Origin of the sequence: Lysinibacillus sp. RC46 (assembly GCF_041262385.1) — a bacterium.
Lineage (GTDB): Bacteria > Bacillota > Bacilli > Bacillales_A > Planococcaceae > Lysinibacillus.
In genome coordinates this window covers 109567-130290 of the sequence record NZ_JBGCCF010000008.1, presented here as the reverse complement: position 1 = coordinate 130290, position 20724 = coordinate 109567, and the positions used below count along the sequence as shown (strand labels likewise).

Here is a 20724-nt window from a genome sequence, read left to right as displayed (position 1 = left end):
TATTAAAATAGGCATTAATTAATGACAAATACACGAGGATTGAATGAAAATAGTTGAATGGACAGCATGATGAGAAATACTAATGAAGTATATCCGCGAATATTCGACTCTTAATGAAGAACAACAACAAGCAATTGTTGAAGAGATAGCAATTGAGGAATTTGAAAAGTTTGAGGGAGCTCCATTTTTGGGAGATGAATTAGACCCTCGCGTACAATTAATGATTATTAAACAAATAAGAAACACACCTTTTATTATCAAACAAAAGGTGTGTTTCTTATTTTAAAATTTAAGCTTGGAAAAACAAAATTGGATAGAGTGTTTGATATACATTGAACAAAAGAACAGCAACAAAGAAACCAAGAGTGCTAGAGGAATGCTGAAAGCGATCGGAAGCTCAACACCGTTCCAAATGCTCATTTGTATTTGTTCCAAGCCGAATGTTCGCAAAATGCCGGCTACTATTGATAGTAATGCGCTTAAGACTAGCCCTGCATAGAGGATAGATAATACGAGAAGGGCTAATGAGCAAAAAAAGCCTTGAATGATTTTTATGAATGTCATTCCTTTTCCCTCCGTATAATTTGCTGCACCTTGGCGTTTTTAGCAATCGAATAGCTTTTTGTATAATAAAGTGTTTGTATATGACAATTATCGCCTACTGCTACAATATCTCCATCAACGATTTCTGCATCTGTATAGGAAAGATGTATTTGTTCACCTTTAATATATTTACAATTCAGCTTTTTCTTTAGAAAAGATATAGATAACGTGTCTTTTTCTACATGTATCACATCTGCAATAAGCTTTCCAATCTCATTTCCACCAGACATTTTTAATTGAAAATGTTTAGCCTCTATTTCATTCGCTTGAACAAGACCGATTGCATGAAACTGTTCTGCTTGTAAGTTTTGTTCAATGGTCAACTTCCCAGAACTATTCAATTTTGTTACTCGCCCATTGCGCATATTTAAGCTCCCGGCATTTTTAATCTCATTAATTTCACAAAAATCTTTTATAGAGCATGATCCTGTACTATTTAAAATTTGTGCTTCAACGTGGGAATGAAAAGAACTATGACCATGAGTAGAGATTTTTTTTACGCGTACCTCTTGATGTAAAGTAACGAATCCACGGATATTTAATTGCTCACAATCCGCTGCTAAATCTGTAATATTGCCATTAGTAAGGGTTACTGTACGTAGTTTTTGAATCACGGATAATCACCTCATGTTAATTTAATTAATATATATTTTAATAATTAAAATATATATTAATTAAAGTATATGTCACTTTGTTTTGTCAAGAACAAAAAATTTGCCATGAGCTTTTTATGTATTTTCTGGGCAATAAAAAAAGGACTTCAATTTTATGAAATCCTAAAAAATTTTTTTCATTAACTGATTAACCTCACGCAATATTTTTGCCATGTCTATCAGTTTTTCCTGTGGAAACTTTAAAAATAAATCTTGAACCTTCAATTCGCCGTTATTAGTTAAAATCATTTTTACAACACGACGATCTTCTTGCTCTCTAATTCGCTCTACCAATTCTAATTTTTCCAGCTTATCGCACATCGATGTAACGGCTCCTGGTGTCACACTAAAGAATTCAGCAATTTCTGTTGCTTTCATACCACCATTAATCTTTAGCTGAAGTAGGAGGATTAGTTGATTTTGAGATAATGATTCTCCCTCAGATAAAAGATTTACAAACATTTTCGATGTATGCTGTATTTCAAACATCTCTTTCATAATGATTTCCACATTGTGCAATTGATCATTTTTTGACATAGTATCACAGCCCATTAAAATATTTAATAACTAAATTATATAGTAAATAAATAATGTGAGCTACTATCGATATCCTTAAGAGAATTGATTTCTTGTCATTGTAAAACACAGAAGCGACTCATCGGGCGCTCCCATGAAAGCACTCAGTTGGAAGGAAATCAACCCCATGTTTTGGTGAAGAGCCAATTATTTCACAAACGTATCGCACATCCATTCATAAAATTTTTCCTTCTCTTCAAATTGTGGATAATGAGCTGATTGTTCAAAAGCAATAAATTCTTTTTTATCGGCTTCAATCGTATCAAAGTATTTTTTTGCTGTGTTAGATGAAGTTTGATAATCATATTTACCCATAACAAAATAGCATGGTAATTCAAGTTTTTTTACTTTAGTAGGTAATGGGTTTTTCATTACTTCATCTAATAGAGCTTTTTGAGAATAGGATAGCCCATAGTTGTAACGAATCACATCTAATAAGTTATACTCACGACTGAATAACATACTTATGATATTCCCATCAGGGTTATCAATAAGTCTTGAAGCTCCACCATATTTTGCAATATACTTCCGTGGAATAAACGTCTCGCCATTTTCTACTTGTTCAGTTAACCCTTGTAAATATAGAACATCCTCTACATTGCCATCGTATTCAGCTTGCTGAATAACGTAATTCAAACCGTCAATCTCGCTTCCTGCTTGATCACTCATCTGTCCAATTCCAACATATGCTGTGAATTTTTCAGGAGCTTTAGAGGCAGCTTGCGTTGCAATATACGTACCATAAGAGTGTCCAATTAATATTACTTTTTCTTTGCCAAGACGATCTGATATATAATCCGTCAAGGCCAATAAGTCATCTACGAGTAAGTCTGATGAAAGATTAGAATAATCCTCAAAAAAATGATATGATTTTCCGCTTGCTCTTTGGTCGTAATTCACGACCGTAAAATTGTTTTCCAATAAGTTTTGATACTTACTGGCATACGGTATTTCTGAACATCCAGGCCCTCCATGGACAAAAATAATAACGGGATTATCCTTATCTTTGCCACGTATCATAACTTCATGATTACTTCCATTTATCTTTACTTGCTCTAATACACTTACACTGTTATTACCTTTAATATGGGAAGTCCATGTAGGGAATAAAAGCGCTGTTATGAGTAATACGATTGTAATTATTACAGTATATTTTATAAATTTCATTATCTTTTTCATCTAATTACCTCTGTGGAAGTGAAATATAGTCGAAATTTTTAGATTTTTTCAGGAGTAGTTGTTGAATTGTACATTTTTCTTTTATAAACATAAAAGTACATGCTAAGGGGCCACCATAGGACTACAAAGATTGGATAAAACGCCCATATTACTCCTGGTGAAGAGACAATATTTACTGTAATAAAAAAGATACTGATAAGAATTGTAGCGGTAACAGAGAATGCTACAAATGTTTTTCTTTGTGCGTGGTATAAAGCTAATGGCCACCAAATTACTAAAAATGATGGATAGATCGCCCAAGGGTATGGATGGGATAAAATAATATTTAATAAGGAGTAATAGATAATGGTACTTGCACAGCCTATTAGTGCAATTTTTAATGTTTTTGCTTTTTCATCTAAATACATAAGAATTGGCCACCAGATGATTGGATAGATCGCATAAATGAACCATATATAATCGGGTGAATATAAGTAATTTTCAATGATAAGAAAAGCAATAATCATGGCACTACAAACAAGAGAATATTGTTTATACATTCTTTTAGACATAAAGAATAACGTTATTGGCCATAGCAATACAAGTAAGCACGGGTAAATAAACCAAAGCTCCTGAGGTGACGTCGTATAATTGACGATTCCTAAAAAAATCATTGTCATCAAACTACCTACAATCGAAAAGCTAATAAAGTTCTTCATGTTTTATTCACTCCATTTCTTACGTGACCAAACGAAGTACATAGATAATGGCCACCATAATATTGCAAAGATTGGATAGATTGCCCAAATTGTATTTGGTGTATAGTAAAGATTAATAAAAATAAAAAATGCAATAATTAAACCACTACCCCATATAGAGAATTCTAAATTTAATTTAGACATGTTTTTCTTTTCGGGCTCCTTAACACCTAATTCCTTTTTTAAATCCTCAATATCTCCAAACTCCACGATGGCTTTGTTGATGGCATCCTCTTGTTCTTTCCCTTGATCCATTAAATAAAATACTTTTTCTTCAAGGTTTTGAATGATTTCTTGTTTCACCATCTCTGTTTCTTTATTACGAGGAATGTCTTTAAAAAGCTCATCAATATGATTTTTTATCTTTTTCATTCTAAGCCCTCCATAAATAAGTCGATAATTTCTTTTACTTCCGACCACTCTTTTACTAGCTCATTTAAATAAGCTTTACCTAACGGGGTAATACGGTAATACTTTCTTTTGCCTCCATGTGAAACATCACCATAATAGGCTTCAATAATTTCCTTTTTCTCTAGACGTTGAAAAACTGCGTATAAAGTTGCTTCTTTAATTTGAAATCGATTATTTGTGCGGATACTTATTTCCTGAGAAATTTCATAACCATAGCGGTCTTTCTCTAAAATTAACCTTAAAATAATGGAATCCAAGTGTCCGCGGATGATGTCACTTCGAACCATAAGTCACCTACTTAATTTTTATTGCTCTATCTGTTAGAGTAATATTAGCAAACATTACTCTACCTGTCAAAGTAATTTTTCCAAATACGTCCATATTTCTGCTAAGAAGGATCATCATCAAAACGTGTGGTTGATTTCCGTTCCGGCTGGGCGCTTTGCCGCTGACGCTTCGCTTTCGCACAGATAAAACATTTGCCGCTGACGCTTCGCTTTCGCGCAGAGCAGAGCTTCCTGGGGGCGTCCGATGAGCCGCTTCACTCGCGATGCTCGCTCCAGGGTCTCGGGCCAACAGATGTTTTTTGCGCGAAAGCGTAGTGCTAACGTAGCGGCAGCAGCACCGAGGTTGGTCACGAAGGCGTTATCACAGGATGGTTTTAGCCTTCGTTCCTCTATCGCTAATCCCCAAGGAGTCGCCCAGCCTCCACTCCAATCAACTTATTGACATAGTAGACGTTTTAACAAAAGTCATCCACAACTTTTGGTGATGAACTATCAAGAAGCAATCAATCAGAGGGTAAAAAATCCCCTTTCACTTCAGAAGTAAAAGGGGATTGGGGATATTTATTTAGCATTGAATTGTGATGGTTACTTCGACTTCACAAATTCTAGGCTCTTTTTATTACATATACAATGCTGCAAGGAATATACCTAATGTTTCTTCATAGATGTCGTCGAATTGGCTGAGTGGAAGTGGATTTGTACCACTACCTAACTCAACTGTAAAGCCAGGTCTACGCCAATCCTGAATAAACCAATCTTTATAGCCCGCATAACTGCCTGCCGAATTAATAGGCTCATAGCCACTGACCCGGCTAAACTCATTAACAAGGATTTCTGACTCTGGCGGTTCGAGATTTTCGAAACCCCAATAAATCACTCTTCCTTGTGTATGAAACGCGAGAACTCTGGCAAAATCGCGTTTCTTTGTTAAGTCAGCCATAGCAATGGCCTCAGGCTCGGACAAAGGTCGTTGTCCGCCAAAATCTCTTGGTCCAGGTGTTTTTGGATTTCGTGCACGTTCGAGTTCCCATTTTGCAGGAAACTGATCGTTCAAATCGACACCATTTATATTAGCCTTCCAACCTGAGAAATCGGTGCTACCGTTATTCCAAGTAATGAGCTGATTTCTTAATGCGTCGTCATTAGGTGGCCCTTGTAATACTAAATCGACACCATCGGGATTGACCATCGGAACTATAGAAAGGGTTGTTTGCTGGTAAAGTGGTAATGGAGATAAACCGCGAATTGTACTTTGATTGGTGAGAGAAAGTAGATAGTCGTTTATAAAAGTTAAAATAATTGGAGTCGTAATCCATTCATTCGCATGAAAGGAGCCGTTATAATGGACACGCTTAGCTCCGTTCCCGATAAGAAGTTCTGGAATTTCATGCTGTAAAACAGAATGTCCTATCGTAGAGCTTTGTAGAAATGGATAAGCATCGAGTAGCTTTTTGATATCATTCATCATAATCGCATAAGAATAATTTTGTTTACCATTGACGAGCCTCCATGTGATTCGTTGGGGAATGCGAATTGTCTGTCCAATGTGTAATTGATTTGGATTAAGATCAGGGTTGACAAGCAAAATGGCTCCTAATGGGAGATTTCTGCTTTGGGCTATTTGCCAAAAACTATCTCCTTGTTTTACTTGATAATTGACTGCAACAAACCCTGGAATTCGAATGCGCTGTCCAACCCTTAAAAGTTGAGAATTGATATTTCGGTTCGAATCTATAATTAGTTGAAGAGGTATTTTAAACACTTCACTGAAACGCCAAAGAGAATCCCCTAGTCTTACGTAAATGTCCACAATTGTTCTCTCCTTAATTTAAAGTAGTTCAATATAAAATGTATATGAAAAAAATAGGGGACTTATTAACTTTAAATGAGTAAATTTTGTTAAGTATTTCTCGGAAGGATATTATTGTCTAAATTTAAGAGGAAGAAACTTTGTTACTTTTTGATGTACAATGATACTAGTTATAGAGTTTATGACAGATAAAGGTAGGAAAACAAATGTTAAATAAATTAAAAATAGGTATACGAACTAAAATTACGTTAGGCTATATTGTTATCATACTTTGTTTACTTGCATCAGTGATTATCTTAAATAATCAAATTACCTCTCTACAAAAAGAAAGAAATTATATTATCAAGAATGATTCAAATATACATGCTTTAACCAATCGCATTGAAAAGCACATTTTAGATATGGAATCGAGCCAGAGGAGTTTTGTTATCTCAGGTGAATCAAGCTATTTAGAGTCTTATAATGAATCTGATGAAAAATGGGAATCTGATTTTAATGAACTTTATCAGATTGTAAAAAATAAACCAACAAAACAGAAGTTAAATGAGATAAAGGCAACGATAGAGCATTGGATTACAACATTTGGTGAACCTTCCATTAAATTTAAAAAAGAAAAAAATGTGGGGGCATTAGGGGAACTCTATAAGGTAGGTACAGGTCCTAGAGACATAGAAACAGTACGAGATCAGTTTGAATCACTTCGTTCAGAGGTAATTGCAACGATGCAAGCCAAAGTAAACGAGTTGGACAAAAAAAATAGTATAGTAACACTTACACTGCTTGGCATACTTGTATTTATCTCAGTTGTTGCGATTATCATTGCAAGTGGTATTTCTCGTTCAATCGTAAAAACGTTAACAGAGGTTACTCGAACAATCCAAGAAATCACTGCTTCCAAGAGTAATCAAAAAGGACGAATTCATGTTAGAACAAATGATGAAATCAATGCTCTTGCAGCTGCTACAAATGAGTTGTTGGATGCGCTTGAGAGAAGAGAATGGCTACAGTTGAATATCGCAGAAATTGTCACAAAATATCAAGGTATTTCTGCTATAACAAAATTAGCTGAAACCTTCCTTTCAGAAATAGCGCAAAAAACGCAGTCTTCCCTTGGCGCATTTTATGTTCGTGAAACTACTGATAATCATATACAGTTTGTAAAAAAGGCTGCTTTTGCGGAAGCAACGGATAACGTTGGAATTGAGAGCTTTAAACTGGGACAAGGCTTAATTGGACAATGTGCTTTAGAAAAAAAGATTTTAATTTATAACGATATTCCAGAAGATTTCCGTTTAGTAGGCACTGGTTTAGGGAAAATACCACCAAAGGGTATTTTTATCGTCCCTATTATATTTGAAAATAACGTAATCGCTGTCGTTGAATTAGCTACAATAACTAGCTTTAATGAACTGCAGCAGGAATTAGTGAAGCAAGTTATCGAAACCTTCGGATTAACGATCAATAGTGTCCTAGGGCGTATGGAAGTTGTCCGTTTATTGAACGAGTCAAGAGCTATGACAGAGGAATTACAGGCACAATCTGAAGAGCTTCAGACACAATCAGAAGAATTGCAGATGCAAACAGAGGAACTGACAATGATTAATGACCAATTGGAAGAAAGAACAAAAGAGGCAGAGTTAAAGTCGAGAGAATTAGAACAAGCTAAAAAAGAATTAGAGGAAAGTGCGGAACAGCTGTTACTAAATTCAAATTATAAATCTGAGTTTTTAGCCAATATGTCACATGAATTACGAACGCCACTGAATAGCATATTAATTTTATCTGAAATGTTAGCTGAAAATAGCCAAAATACTTTATCAGAAGAGGAAGCTGAATTTGCAAAGGTTATCCATTCTTCAGGGGAAGATCTGCTGGCATTAATTAATGATATTTTAGATTTATCAAAAGTAGAGGCAGGCAAGCTGGATATTAGTTTTGATGAAATGAATATGAGTGAGGTTCCTGTACAAATCGAGCAAACCTTTGCGCCTGTAGCAACGAAAAAAAATCTACAATTCTATATTTCGAAAGACGAAAATGTAGTCGATATTTTCTATACTGACGAACAAAGATTCCAGCAAATATTGAAAAATTTATTATCAAATGCCTTTAAATTTACAAAACAAGGCTCAGTTCATCTTGACATTAAACAGCTTAGTGAAGAACAGTTAACAAATAATATGCAGGATGTTAGTGCTGACTGGTTAGAGATCATAGTTTCCGATACAGGAATAGGGATTCCGAAGGACAAGCATCAACTTATTTTTGAATCATTCCAACAGGCTGATGGGGCAACAGTACGTAAATACGGTGGAACAGGTCTTGGCTTGTCCATTTGTAAAGAGCTTGCGGGATTACTTGGCGGCTGGATTTCTTTACAAAGTAGTGAAGGGCAAGGTAGTACATTCACACTAACAATCCCAAGCTTGCCAAATGGCATCGAAGAGCAAAAACGTAATGAATTTGCTATTCATGAAGTAGGGGCTACTAATGAATTAGAAGAGCTAATGGAAGTACTATCGGAAACTCAGGACTTCTCTCAACAAGAGGTAGAAGTTTTTCAAGGAAAAAATATTTTAATTGTAGACGATGATTACCGTAATATATATGCATTAAAAAACGCACTCGAAAAACGAGGTATGAATATCTTAGTTGCCAAAGATGGGATAGAGTGTTTAGATATTATGCAAGCTAATGATGAAATTGATCTTATTCTGATGGATATTATGATGCCGAATTTGGATGGCTATGAAACGATGTCGATTATACGCAAACAAATGAAGATTACGGATTTACCGATTATCGCTTTAACAGCGAAGGCCATGAAAAATGACCGAGATAAAACATTAGAGGCTGGTGCTTCAGATTATATAAGTAAGCCATTAAATTTAGAGCAATTAATATCCGTTTTAAGAGTATGGCTAGTTTCTAAAGGGAGTTTATAAAATGGACCGATTTCCTTTGCAGCAAAAAAAGCATACAGATTTAGAAATTGATTTGTTACTTGAGGCTATTTATCGTTTATCGGGATTTGATTTTCGACAATATAATCGTTCTTCTATATTACGAAGGGTTTATAGTAGGATGAGGATGAGTAATATTCCAACCATTTCTCATGTACTTGAAAAAGTAATACACGAAAATGATTTTTTAGAGCAACTATTGAATGATTTTTCTATAAATGTGACTGAAATGTTCCGTAACCCTAGTTTTTTTAAGGCTTTTCGCCAAGAAGTTGTACCGTATCTAAGAGATTACCCTGAAATTCGGATATGGCATGCAGGATGTGCCACGGGTGAGGAAGTATACTCCATGGCTATTTTGCTACAGGAAGAAGGGTTAATGGATCAAGCCGTTATTTACGCTACGGATATGAACGAACAAGTATTGGAAGAGGCAAAAAAAGGAGTATTTCCGATTAACAAAATGCAGGCATATACGAAAAACTATATGCTTGCAGGCGGCATCCATGCTTTTTCTGAATACTATAAAACAGATTATCAAAATGCTTATTTCCATCCGTCACTGTTAAAAAACATTATATTTGCACAGCATAATTTAGTAACAGATCAATCGTTTAATGAATTTCATGTCATTATGTGCCGAAATGTTTTAATTTATTTTTCACCTGAGTTACAAAACCAGGTGCATCATTTGTTTTCCGAAAGTCTAAGTGATACTGGATTTTTATGCTTAGGAGATAAAGAGACACTCCGATTTGAAGATATTATTTCAAAATATAAAGAAATCGTAGGCAATGAAAAAATATATCAGAAGATAAAGTAAGATAAAAAATAGGCTGTTGTCCAAGTCTCTCCACAGTAGAGACTTAGGCAACAGCCACTTTTTATGTAGTTTAACGTGCCTGTATCATTAATACACACATATCATCTGGTTGATTCCCTTGTTTTTCCATGGGTAGTAAATGGTCAATCAGACGTCGAGAATTATCCCATTTCGTAGATATTAGTGTTTGTAAATGCTTCTCGGATTCCATTTCACATGGTCCCATTGCCTCTAACACACCATCCGTATATAAAATAATTTGTACTTCCTCATTGTATTGAATGCATTGCTTTTGTACGTTGATCTCATCGAAAAAGCCGACTGCACAGCTTCCTTGATTTAAATGTACGAGCGTCTTTTCGTCAACTAGAGCATAGCCAGAAGGATGACCAGCGTTCACATATTCAATGGTTTTTTGTTCTGTATCTATCACTAAATAAATAGCTGTGAAATAAAAAAGATTGTCCTCTTTTCCGTTTTGTAAAAGTGTCATATAACGGTTTAACTCTTTTATAACTAATTCAGGATCTTCTAATTGTTTAACAGCTTCTCTTAGGACAGAGGAGATAAACATACAAACAAGCGCTGCAGGGATCCCATGTCCCATCATATCAAGCAAAATGATAGCATATCGATGATCATTTATTTTATGCCAATAATACATATCCCCTGCTAAATTAGAAGAAGGAAGATAAGAGACCTCTATTTGAATAGTAGCCTCATTTAAAGGGGCGCTCAAAAGGCTTCTTTGTACGTGTGTGGCTAAATCTAATTCGTATTGTATTTTTTTTTCTTGCTGAGTATGCCAATCTAATTCAGCTTTCAATCGTAAAGCAACTCGAATTCTAGCAAGAAGCTCGGTTTTATTAATGGGCTTCGTAATATAATCTACTCCACCGATATCAAGTGCTTCGGCGAGCGTGTTTTTATCTTCTAGAGCTGTGACAAAGATAATTTGAATATCTTTTAATCGTTCATTTTGCTTAATACGTTTACAAGCTTCAATGCCATCGATTTCAGGCATCATAATATCTAATAAAATCAAATCCACCGAATTTCCTGTTGAATTTGGTGCATCTAACTGTAAATAATCAAAAAGCTCATAGGCAGATGTTAGAGAAACACAGTTATCATAACCTGCATTTTTTAATACTTTTTCAATTACAAATAGATTGACCTGATTGTCATCTACAAGAAGAATGGTCATAGTTATTTCCCCTTATTCTGTTTGAATTAGTGCAGATTATTTATGAATGTATTAACTTTATTATTATACAAAACATTAGAGAATAACGGTATTTTGAAGGAGAATATGAATAAGTAAAGAGCCAACAAAAAAGAGTCAGCTCTCAAAAACTTATAGTTCTTTTCAAATTCTAGCTTTTTTAAAGCCATTATAAATATCAAATGCATTTGCGATGATGGCAATTGCAATGCTTATGAATAATATTCGATCTATAGCAAACAAAATCTTAGCAGAGGTCGTCCCCATAATTGCAGCGATATAAGGTACGGCTGGACTGTGTATAAGATCAGGGTGAATAGCCATGAGGATAAAAACAATGACTCCTGTACATTGAAGAAGTGCATTAGTTACGGCGATTAACATTGTCCATTGACCAGCCTTCAATTTCCATAATGTTAAAGCGACACTTAAAACGATACAACATAAAACGATTGGAGCGAAGGTCAGTAAGACATCCTGATTGAATATAGGCATAACAAATTTCAACCCGCCTTTATTGTGAGAAGTATAGATTCCTAAAAGGTGATTAGCATTGAAAAAGGCAAAGGAGAAAATAGCAATGCCTAAGAAACTTAAAATATTATCATTAAGTGAAATAGTTTTTTCTTTAGGGATTATTTTAACTTTTGCTAAATCATCCGGTGTCCATTCTGGATGATTCTTTATAAGAGGGATTCGAACGTTTTTTCCTTCAGATCGTTCGATGACAATGAAAGCAACTGTAATCCAGAACAGTACGTAAATGATTACTGAAATAATATGAGAGATAGTTATAGAAATAGTGTTAATAATAGCAGTCAGGAGTGCACCTTCTCCGTTATAAAGCACAATACTTTCTATCATCTGTACAATAATTGTAATTAATATTGCCCAAGGAATAACTAATTTTATTGTTCTAATATAAGCGTCAAACACTATTGGGCTGATTAAAAATCGTGGTGTATCTTGATATTTTGCTGCAACTTCTATGGGATTTCCAAGCTTTTTAAGAACGTCCTTTATATCTGATTCTGAATAATCTTCAGGTAACATATCTTCAATAGTAGATTTTAGTTCTAGACTGGTTTTATCACGCTTATCTTTGCTTATCCTTTTAGTTACTTCATGAATATATGCATCAATCAGATTCACTCTTTCCGTCTCCCTTCAATAATTCATGCAGTCCATTCCTTTTTAGTTGAGTCATATGTGTGCGCAACACATCGTATTTCTGAGCTTTACCTTTAGTCCTATCCCACTTATAATCACTTCCTGATGCCCTAATCAGCGAGCCAACGAGAATAATGTATTCAGTTACTGCCGACTTGCTTGAGAAGCTGAATAAGGGTGTAGTTATAAAGCATTGTATGCAAAAACAACAAGCACTAAATGTTCCGCTTCATACTTCCTTTCTGTATACATCTAATAAGGAGCTCACCGCGTACTATTTGTATGTGGTAATATATGTTATTATCAAGGGCTGGAATTAATGTGAAAAAAATTATAAAAAGAGCGTGCCTTAAAATAATTTAGTGTAGGATGGGGATGTATATGAAAGTCGTTGAGAAATTATTGAAGGAAGAGGATTTTATACATTTTGTTGATATTGTGGTTGGTGCTTATCCAGGAAGGATGGGGAGTTTACAGCTAACAAAAGAGCAGCTAAAGGCACTTTTTATACGCAATCAAAACAATGACGCAGCTATTCATTATTATGGGCTATGGGAAGATAACAAACTAATTGGTGGCATGCGACTCCATGATTTTGAAATGAATTTCTTCTCTAAAATGATTCCAATAGGGGGAGTAGGACTAGTTGCAGTTGACTTACTCCGTAAAAAAGAAAAGGTTGCCAAAGAATTAATAGATCATTTTTTCAAGGTTTTTTTAGAGAAAAATGTTCATTTTGTTGCGTTATATCCGTTTAGACCTGACTTTTATAAAAAAATGGGCTTTGGATACGGACCGAAAATGCATCAATATTCAGTGGAACCATCAAGCTTTCCGAAGGGGCCAACAAAAAAACATCTTACTTTTTTAACAGCGCAAGATCAGCAAAAATTAGCAGATTGCTATAGAAGAGTTGCATCGAGGAAGCATGGTATGTTTTTAAAAACAGAATCGGAGCTTTCATCAATTTTTAAAAACCCGCAAAACTATATTATTGCTGTTGAAAAGGGAGATTCAATACAAGGTTATATGGTATTCTCCTTTAATAAGCAAAGTGAAACGAATTTTTTACTTAATAATCTAGTCATTAAAGAATGGATCTATGAAACACCAGAGGCTCTATTAGAGTTCAGTACATTTTTAAATAGTCAGGTGGATCAAGTGAACCGTATAGAATGGAACACACAGGAAGAAAATATTCACTTCTTTTTAGGAGATGTACGAAATGGAACAAATCATTTAATCCCAAGTGTCTACCATGCAAGTGCTGTATCAGGTGTTGGCTTAATGTATCGCATTATTAATGTTCAAGGTTTTTTTGAGGAACTCACAACAAATAATTTTAATGGTCAAACATTAACTTTTAAGTTAATTGTAAAAGATTCGTTATTAGCTGAAAATAATCATCAAATTGTTATTGAGGCTATCGATGGTAATATAAACATTTCTAATAGTACTAACTATGATGTGGAAATGGTGATTGATATCGCAGAGCTTTCTTCTCTTGTCATGGGAGTTGTGACAGTACAAGAATTATTTATGCTTAGCAAGGTGAAGATTAGTGATGAACAATACGTACAGTCATTGCATCATTTCTTCTTTGTCCTTGATAAACCAACTTGCATCACAGCTTTTTAGGAAGATTAATAGTATAAAGCTATTGTTCTTTTTTCATAAAGAGTGATGAGCGTACAGGTCGTTCCAGCGGCGTAATATTAATAATAAAATAGCTTACAATTAATATTAAAATAATAAGTGAATAAATTAAGGTGTTAATGGGATGATCATGTTCCACGATAATTAATCGAATCATAGCTGTAATCCCTATATATATAAAGTACCTTAGTGGAAAATGATAATTCTCTTTAAAATATTTAATAATCATAGTGATAAATTCAAAATACAAAAAGAAAATAAGAATATTAGCGAGGAAAAGCTTATAGTCTCCGCCATCGTTGTTGAATATTAGAATTTTAAGAAATTGGATGAGTTCTTTGCAAAGTAAGAAGGATAAAATGAGCGCTAGAAGTACAAGGCAAACATTTAGAAACAATTGTAAAGTTTTCGGTATAGCCTTTATTAATTGTAAATAAGTCGAGTCCTTATGGTTCATCGAATTCCTCCAATCTTATAAATCGTTCTAAGTGAATATGAATAACTAAATAACACATAATCATATGTTTGAGCGTCTTCGTTTTATGATTTGAATATAACATTTTATCGTAAATGTATTAGGTTTGATTTGTAAAGTTTTGGTATATATTGAATTATCGCCAAAAGCTGTGGATGATATTTGTTAAAACGTATGTTATGTATATAGGTTGATTGGAGTGAAGGCTGGGCGACGCCTTGGGGATCAGCAATAGAGGAACGAAGGCTAAAAACATCACGTCCTGTGATAACGCCTTCGTGACCAACATCATGTTGGCCCAAGCGGCTCATCGGACGCCCCCAGGAAGCTCTGCTCTGCGCGAAAGTGAAGCGTCAGCGGCAAATGTTTTATCTGTGCGAAAGCGTAGCGACAGCAACAACAAAGCGCCCAGTCGGAACGGAAATCAACCACACGTTATGGTGATGAGCCTATATATTCGCGAAAGAAAGTTTTCAAAATAAATTAGCTGTATGCTAAAATAGATGTGCATGAATATAAAATTCAAAAGGGGTTTTTAAAATGGCTAATGCAGCAAAAACAGGAAAAATTACACCAGAGCGTTTAGAGGAAGCATTAAACGTACGTGATCGTCTTGTTATCGAGTTACTAGTACAAGTTCTTGATGAAAAGCTTGTAATTGAACGTCCAGTATTACGTGAACGTGTAGCAAACCTTGTAGACCTTTCTGATCATGATGCAGAATTAAAAGAAACGATCCACGCTGTTATTAACAAGCTATAATCTTTAGGAAAATGCTACTCTTAATTGGTAGCATTTTTTCTTTTGTTGGAAAGGAACATATAAAGTATAACGATAATTTTCCTTAGAAGGTGGACTGTAAAACCTATAGTTAATCATTGGGTATCCCCATAAAACTATTATATATTAAACCCATTTCATCAGGACTTTCCGTACAATCATCCTCTACCCACTTACAAAGAATCTTCCAAAACCCACCGGATGAATAAGCTATGCTATATTTAAGCATCGTGTCATTAACTTTATTTTGTTGTTTACATGGAAATAGATTATGGATCACCGGTAAGTACTCTTCGTATTTTTTTAGTATATAAAATAATAAATTGTTTCTCTCTAAAAGTTTAAGGAATGATACATGCTCTTGCCAAAACTCAAAATAACATTTGGTTACTGAAAAATTTGTTAAATTATCTAAATTAGCTAGTTTATGAATATATTTATTAAATAAATAGTCTACATATTCATTTAGTACATCATCTTTTGACTTAAAATTACGATAAAATGTTTTGCGAGCCAGTTGAGCTTTAATTACTATTTCTGTAATAGTAATTTCACTATATTCCTTCACTTTCATTAGTTCTAATAAAGTATTAATAATTATTTTCCTTGAGCGAATAGATATTGGATTTTTACTTTTTTCCATAACTTCCTCCTGTATGACACGAATAGCCTTGATTTGTATCACTTGCTTGGATTATATTGACTTCAAATTTTTGCTCAATTATACTTCAAAACATGAAAATTACACAAATGTGTATTTTAACCAGTGGGGGTGGGAGTATGTTTGGGGCAATTAATAAATTATCTAATATGAAAAGTGTTAGTATCCTACTTATAATTTTTTTATGTTCTATGTTTATTATGCGTAGTGCAATTTCTACTTTAAAAGGAATTACAGGCGGAATAGGCATATTAGATTTACATTTTAGCTATACCGTACAAGAGATTTACGAAACTTTATTTTTACAAGGGGTAGCAGGGAGATCCTATTATTTAACAACTTTTTTTATAATTGATTTTATTTATCCTCTTACTTATGCATTTTTTTATTCGGTAGTGATTTCGTACTTTTTTAAAGTTCTAAAAATCAAAAATAAAATAGTAAACTATTTCATTGTCCTTCCGTTTATAGGTATGGCATTTGATTATTTAGAAAATCTTTTCTTAAGTATTATCCTCATGAAATATCCAACGGAACTTTTTTATTTAGGGTTAATTTCTAGCTATTGTACAAAAATAAAATTTCTATGTGTTTATTTAAGCCTTCTTCTAGCTATTCTATTATTTTTAGTAATTTTATTTAAAAAAATAAAAATATCACTTAAGTTTTTAATGAAATAAATTTATGAATAGTTTACGAGGGGGTGAAAAGATAGGGGATTTGTATATTTGCGAATAAAGAAAAAGTAAATGAAGCTAGCAAAAATTTTCGGCTAGCTTCATGCTGGTTAGACTGTTAGTATACCTTATCTCCATTAAAAATAGAGTTTTTCACAATTACATAATCTACATTTCGAATGGCATCAAGTTTATTGCCACCTGCATAGGAAATAGATGATTGAAGGTCTTGTTGCATTTCAATTAACGTATCTTTGATGCTACCTTTATGTTCAACAAACATTTTTTTACCTTCAACATTTTTACGTTCACCTTTTTGGAATTCAGAAGCAGATCCGAAGTATTCCTTCACAGTTTTACCGTCGATTTCGATCGTTTCTCCAGGTGACTCTTCGTGACCTGCAAATAATGATCCAATCATTACCATTGAAGCACCAAAGCGAACCGATTTTGCAATATCACCATGTGTGCGAATACCACCATCAGCGATAATTGGCTTTGTTGCGGCTTTTGCACACCAGCGTAGTGCAGCAAGCTGCCAACCACCTGTACCAAAACCAGTTTTGATTTTAGTAATACATACTTTACCTGGTCCAATACCAACTTTTGTTGCATCTGCACCAGCGTTTTCAAGTTCACGTACTGCTTCAGGTGTACCCACATTACCAGCAATAACAAAGCTATTTGGTAGATGTTTTTTGATATGTTGAATCATACGAATAACAGCATTTGAATGACCATGTGCAATATCGATTGTAATAAATTCAGGCACTAAATTAGCAGCAGCTAATTCTTCAATAAAAGGATATTCTTCATTTTTCACACCAACACTAATAGATGCAATTAATCCACGAGCTTGCATATCTTTAATGAAATTGATACGTGTCTCTGGGTTAAAACGGTGCATGATATAAAAGTAACCGTTTTCAGCAAGCTTCGCAGCAAGACTTTCGTCGATAATTGTTTGCATGTTTGCCGGTACAACAGGAAGTTTGAATGTATGATCACCTAAAGTAACAGAAGTATCACATTCTGAGCGACTTTCTACTATACATTTTGCGGGAATTAGTTGAATATCTTCATAGTCAAATACGTTATCCATTATAAACACTCCTAAAATACGAATATTTTTTAAGTTTTAATTTAAATCGTTCGTCATTTGGTAATTTACATTATTTTCGAGTAAATGTCAAAGCTTTTATCTAAATAAATAAAAAAATAACAGGAAAGAACAGGAATTAAGCGAAATATAAGTTTTAGCAATTGTTAAAAAAGATAAAAGTAAGGTTAAAATTCTGCAAATTTTTGTAAGGAAGTAAGATCTATTATGATTCTTCAAAAGAGGAAAAGGAGTTTTTAATTAGTTTTATCTAAAATTTGTATTACTATTTGCTATCCATGTAAAATAGAATTGTTTCGAAAAATGACAAAGGGAGTGTTGGGAATGGCAGTAGAGGTCTATTTAATTTTTAATGGAAATTGTCGAGAGGCTGTATCTTTTTATGAGAAAGTTTTTAATGCGAACAAGCCTGAAATTATGACATTTGGAGATTCACCACAAAACCCAAATTATCCATTACCAGAGGAAGCAAAAGATCTTGTGATGCATACGCGACTTTCGATTTTTGGTAGCACTGTAATGTTCTCAGATACATTTCCAGGCAATCCATTCATGACTGGAAACAATATAACGTTAGCCGTTGTCTCAGACGATGAGACTCAGCTGCGAAAAGCTTTTGACGGTCTTAAAGATGGTGGCAAGGTTAAAATGGAGCTACAAGAAACGTTTTGGAGTAAATGTTACGGCTCCCTTACTGATAAATTCGGTATAGAATGGCAATTTAGTTATGAGGAAAATAAATAAAGAGCAATTATGCCTCGGCATAATTGTAGCTGTCGCTACAGAAAATAATTGCTGAAAGAAATTAATATTGAAAAGCACGATGTTTGGAAAATCTCCATTAACATCGTGCTTTTCTTTTTAGTATTTAAAACGATTCACATAGCTTTGTAATTCATCAGCCATGTCGAGAAGTGCTTTTGAGGCTACAGCCATTTCCTGCATCGAGGACAACGTTTGTTCAGTTGAAGCGGCAACTTCCTCTGACGCTGCTGCATTTAATTTAGCATGATCAGATAGCTCGATAGCTGTTGCAGAAACTTCTTCGACTACTGCTGACATCTCCTGAGCGGATGCAGATATATCCTCCATTTTCGGAGCAATATCGTGTAGACTCTTAATAATGTTTGCAAATTTTTTACTTGTATCTTCTGTTAGTTGTAAACCATCCTGGACATCCGCTGAAGCCTTAATCATTGTTTGAACAGATTTAGCCGTATCTTGCTGAATGCCAGTAATCAGTGCAGAAATTTGCTCTGCTGATTGATGGGATTGCTCTGCTAACTTGCGCACTTCATCGGCAACTACTGCAAAGCCTTTCCCATGCTCTCCAGCTCGCGCTGCCTCAATAGCAGCATTAAGGGCAAGTAGATTTGTTTGATCTGAAATAGCACTAATAATTTCTAAAATAGACCCGATTTCCTTTGTTCGATCATAGAGTGATTTAATCATCGTATCTGATTGCGTCACAGATTCATGAATAGAAATCATTTGATTAACAGTTTGTTCGACTGCTTGGCCACCTTCTTCGGCCAATTTTATAGCATGGCTAGATAAGTCTGAAACCTGCATAGAGCTATCAGCGACCTCGACGACTCCTTTTGCGATTTCCTCAATAGAAACAGCATTTTGGTCAATGCCAGTTGTTTGTTTTTCTGTACTGATAGCAACCTGTTGCATAGCGTTAGTAACTTGTTCTGAAGCAGCTATATTTTGTTCGGCATTCGCAGATAATCCATGTGCTGAAGTCTGTACGTGTTGGGAGCTTTGATCAACGTTGCGAATAAGTTTTTTTAAGTTAACCTTCATTGCGATAAAGGCTTCCCCTAGCTGTCCAATCTCGTCTTTAGAATGAATGTCAATAAACGCTGTTAAATCGCCTTCACTAATTTTTATAGCGCTTTGTTTAAGTCGATTGATCGGATTAACGATCGATTTTATCATGAATAGCATAAAAATAATACCAACAATAATAGAAACAGCGATGATTATTAAGTTGATATTAAAGGTCGAAGCAGCGGCTTTTGCAGCCTCGGCTGTAAACATTGTACCAACAACTTTCCAACCTGTTAGCTTATTTGTAACAAATTGTAGCTGACGATCTTTTTCTATAATGCTACCACTATCTTGTTCATAGATTTTAGTAATATAGCTTTCTGTTGCTTCAGAGCCACTTTCTTTATCTGGTTGGGCAATATAAATTTTATTGCCATCTAAAAGTGAAGCAAAGCCAGTTTCTCCTATGCGTATATCATTCGTGATGGTACTAAGTTTAGATATATTTAAATCTAACCCGATTACCCCTGAGCCATCTGGTAAAGCCTGAGTAATCGTAAGAACGATATCACCTGTAGTTTGTGTAATGTATGGAGCTGTAATAGATACTTGGTTTTTGTTATCTAAAGCTTGCTTATACCAAGGTCTCGTACGCGGATCAAACCCACTAGGGTATTTTTGAGCAGGCTCATCTAGTAGTCTGCCATCAGAGGTTCCAATATAAATCAGCTCCACCTCTGGATGCATATTGATGTATTCTTTGAAAAGAGATTTAAGTTCTGGAATTTTACCTTCTTGTAAATAAGATTGATTGAGCTTTTTAGTAAAATATTGAATGTCCTTCACTCTTGGCTCAATCGTGTTAGTAATATTCGTATTAAGCATGCGCACACTTTCGGCTGCGCTTGCTTGTTGTTCTTCTGAAATTTGTTTTCCAGCACTTTGGTAAGACACAATTCCAATTAACAGTGTTGGGATGAGAAGCATTGCTAAAAATGAAAAAATGAGCTTTTTCCTTAAACTTAGTTGTTTCACTTGAATTATCCTCACTATAATTTAGTATTTGATACTTTGTCTTATCACCGAAAATTGGATGTAATAACGCCCTTGTGACCAACCTCCTATTGTCCTAAGAGGTTCAT

22 protein-coding genes are annotated in these 20724 nt (G+C 34.5%); 7 read left to right on the top strand and 15 right to left on the bottom strand.

Annotated features, from left to right (window positions below; all coding sequences use genetic code 11):
* The first annotated feature begins 82 nt into the window (after nucleotides 1-82).
* Nucleotides 83-286, top strand: a complete 204-nt coding sequence (locus ABH966_RS09780; protein WP_370077873.1) for a hypothetical protein — start codon at nucleotides 83-85, stop codon at nucleotides 284-286.
* Here the strand turns inward: ABH966_RS09780 and ABH966_RS09775 are convergent.
* From ABH966_RS09775 to ABH966_RS09740, 8 genes are all read right to left on the bottom strand, one after another.
* On the bottom strand, nucleotides 283-564 hold the full coding sequence (locus tag ABH966_RS09775) for a hypothetical protein (protein ID WP_370077871.1): 282 nt from the start codon (nucleotides 562-564) through the stop codon (nucleotides 283-285). The genes ABH966_RS09780 and ABH966_RS09775 overlap by 4 nt on opposite strands.
* A complete protein-coding gene (locus tag ABH966_RS09770; protein WP_370077869.1) occupies nucleotides 561-1217 on the bottom strand; it encodes a hypothetical protein in 657 nt (218 codons plus the stop codon). Before ABH966_RS09770 ends, ABH966_RS09775 begins: the two co-directional genes overlap by 4 nt.
* A gap of 162 nt (nucleotides 1218-1379) precedes the next feature.
* Entirely contained in the window at nucleotides 1380-1793 is a 414-nt protein-coding gene (locus ABH966_RS09765; protein WP_370077867.1) for a MarR family transcriptional regulator, read from the bottom strand.
* A 186-nt stretch (nucleotides 1794-1979) separates the two neighbouring features.
* On the bottom strand, nucleotides 1980-3011 hold the full coding sequence (locus ABH966_RS09760) for an alpha/beta fold hydrolase (protein ID WP_370077865.1): 1032 nt from the start codon (nucleotides 3009-3011) through the stop codon (nucleotides 1980-1982).
* Nucleotides 3012-3049: 38 nt separating this feature from the next.
* A complete protein-coding gene (locus tag ABH966_RS09755; protein ID WP_370077863.1) occupies nucleotides 3050-3709 on the bottom strand; it encodes a hypothetical protein in 660 nt (219 codons plus the stop codon).
* A gap of 3 nt (nucleotides 3710-3712) precedes the next feature.
* The gene (locus tag ABH966_RS09750; protein WP_370077861.1) at nucleotides 3713-4120 is read right to left on the bottom strand and encodes a permease prefix domain 1-containing protein; all 408 of its coding nucleotides are present in this window, start codon (nucleotides 4118-4120) and stop codon (nucleotides 3713-3715) included.
* Nucleotides 4117-4446, bottom strand: a complete 330-nt coding sequence (locus ABH966_RS09745) for a PadR family transcriptional regulator (protein ID WP_053482886.1) — start codon at nucleotides 4444-4446, stop codon at nucleotides 4117-4119. The genes ABH966_RS09750 and ABH966_RS09745 overlap by 4 nt, the downstream gene beginning before the upstream one ends.
* Before the next feature lie 619 nt (nucleotides 4447-5065).
* The gene (locus ABH966_RS09740; protein ID WP_370077859.1) at nucleotides 5066-6256 is read right to left on the bottom strand and encodes a M14 family metallopeptidase; all 1191 of its coding nucleotides are present in this window, start codon (nucleotides 6254-6256) and stop codon (nucleotides 5066-5068) included.
* A gap of 206 nt (nucleotides 6257-6462) precedes the next feature.
* On the opposite strand from ABH966_RS09740, the gene ABH966_RS09735 reads away from it, so the two are divergent.
* Together ABH966_RS09735 and ABH966_RS09730 are read left to right on the top strand one after the other, a co-directional pair.
* The gene (locus ABH966_RS09735; RefSeq protein ID WP_370077857.1) at nucleotides 6463-9201 is read left to right on the top strand and encodes an ATP-binding protein; all 2739 of its coding nucleotides are present in this window, start codon (nucleotides 6463-6465) and stop codon (nucleotides 9199-9201) included.
* Nucleotide 9202: 1 nt separating this feature from the next.
* Nucleotides 9203-10042, top strand: coding sequence for a CheR family methyltransferase (locus ABH966_RS09730; protein ID WP_370077855.1), 840 nt, complete (start codon nucleotides 9203-9205; stop codon nucleotides 10040-10042).
* A 70-nt stretch (nucleotides 10043-10112) separates the two neighbouring features.
* Here the strand turns inward: ABH966_RS09730 and ABH966_RS09725 are convergent, their stop codons facing one another.
* Together ABH966_RS09725 and ABH966_RS09720 are read right to left on the bottom strand one after the other, a co-directional pair.
* Nucleotides 10113-11249 carry a SpoIIE family protein phosphatase gene (locus ABH966_RS09725; RefSeq protein WP_370077853.1) on the bottom strand — a complete coding sequence of 379 codons (1137 nt, stop codon included), beginning with the start codon at nucleotides 11247-11249 and terminating at the stop codon, nucleotides 10113-10115.
* Nucleotides 11250-11411: 162 nt separating this feature from the next.
* The gene (locus ABH966_RS09720) at nucleotides 11412-12419 is read right to left on the bottom strand and encodes a hypothetical protein (RefSeq protein ID WP_370077851.1); all 1008 of its coding nucleotides are present in this window, start codon (nucleotides 12417-12419) and stop codon (nucleotides 11412-11414) included.
* Nucleotides 12420-12818: 399 nt separating this feature from the next.
* On the opposite strand from ABH966_RS09720, the gene ABH966_RS09715 reads away from it, so the two are divergent.
* Nucleotides 12819-14075, top strand: a complete 1257-nt coding sequence (locus ABH966_RS09715; RefSeq protein WP_370077849.1) for a GNAT family N-acetyltransferase — start codon at nucleotides 12819-12821, stop codon at nucleotides 14073-14075.
* Between the two features lie 19 nt (nucleotides 14076-14094).
* Here ABH966_RS09715 and psiE read toward each other — a convergent pair whose 3' ends face one another.
* Complete coding sequence (gene psiE / locus ABH966_RS09710; RefSeq protein WP_370077847.1) at nucleotides 14095-14550, bottom strand: phosphate-starvation-inducible protein PsiE; 456 nt, start codon at nucleotides 14548-14550, stop codon at nucleotides 14095-14097.
* Between the two features lie 104 nt (nucleotides 14551-14654).
* Nucleotides 14655-14879, bottom strand: a complete 225-nt coding sequence (locus ABH966_RS09705) for a hypothetical protein (protein ID WP_370077845.1) — start codon at nucleotides 14877-14879, stop codon at nucleotides 14655-14657.
* A gap of 229 nt (nucleotides 14880-15108) precedes the next feature.
* On the opposite strand from ABH966_RS09705, the gene ABH966_RS09700 reads away from it, so the two are divergent.
* The gene (locus ABH966_RS09700; protein ID WP_370077843.1) at nucleotides 15109-15330 is read left to right on the top strand and encodes a phosphate-starvation-inducible protein PsiE; all 222 of its coding nucleotides are present in this window, start codon (nucleotides 15109-15111) and stop codon (nucleotides 15328-15330) included.
* A gap of 109 nt (nucleotides 15331-15439) precedes the next feature.
* On the opposite strand, the gene ABH966_RS09695 is transcribed toward ABH966_RS09700, so the two are convergent.
* Nucleotides 15440-15991: a TetR/AcrR family transcriptional regulator gene (locus ABH966_RS09695; protein ID WP_370077841.1), complete on the bottom strand. Its 552-nt coding sequence runs from the start codon at nucleotides 15989-15991 to the stop codon at nucleotides 15440-15442.
* A 137-nt stretch (nucleotides 15992-16128) separates the two neighbouring features.
* On the opposite strand from ABH966_RS09695, the gene ABH966_RS09690 reads away from it, so the two are divergent.
* Nucleotides 16129-16689, top strand: coding sequence for a hypothetical protein (locus tag ABH966_RS09690; RefSeq protein WP_370077839.1), 561 nt, complete (start codon nucleotides 16129-16131; stop codon nucleotides 16687-16689).
* Between the two features lie 115 nt (nucleotides 16690-16804).
* Here ABH966_RS09690 and guaC read toward each other — a convergent pair whose 3' ends face one another.
* Nucleotides 16805-17788 (bottom strand): GMP reductase, encoded by a 984-nt coding sequence (gene guaC, locus ABH966_RS09685; RefSeq protein WP_370077837.1) that lies wholly within the window; start codon nucleotides 17786-17788, stop codon nucleotides 16805-16807.
* A gap of 342 nt (nucleotides 17789-18130) precedes the next feature.
* Here guaC and ABH966_RS09680 point away from each other — a divergent pair, with 342 nt between their 5' ends.
* Nucleotides 18131-18550: a VOC family protein gene (locus ABH966_RS09680; RefSeq protein ID WP_370077835.1), complete on the top strand. Its 420-nt coding sequence runs from the start codon at nucleotides 18131-18133 to the stop codon at nucleotides 18548-18550.
* Nucleotides 18551-18667: 117 nt separating this feature from the next.
* Here the strand turns inward: ABH966_RS09680 and ABH966_RS09675 are convergent, their stop codons facing one another.
* A complete protein-coding gene (locus ABH966_RS09675; RefSeq protein ID WP_370077833.1) occupies nucleotides 18668-20617 on the bottom strand; it encodes a methyl-accepting chemotaxis protein in 1950 nt (649 codons plus the stop codon).
* Nucleotides 20618-20724 lie beyond the last annotated feature (107 nt).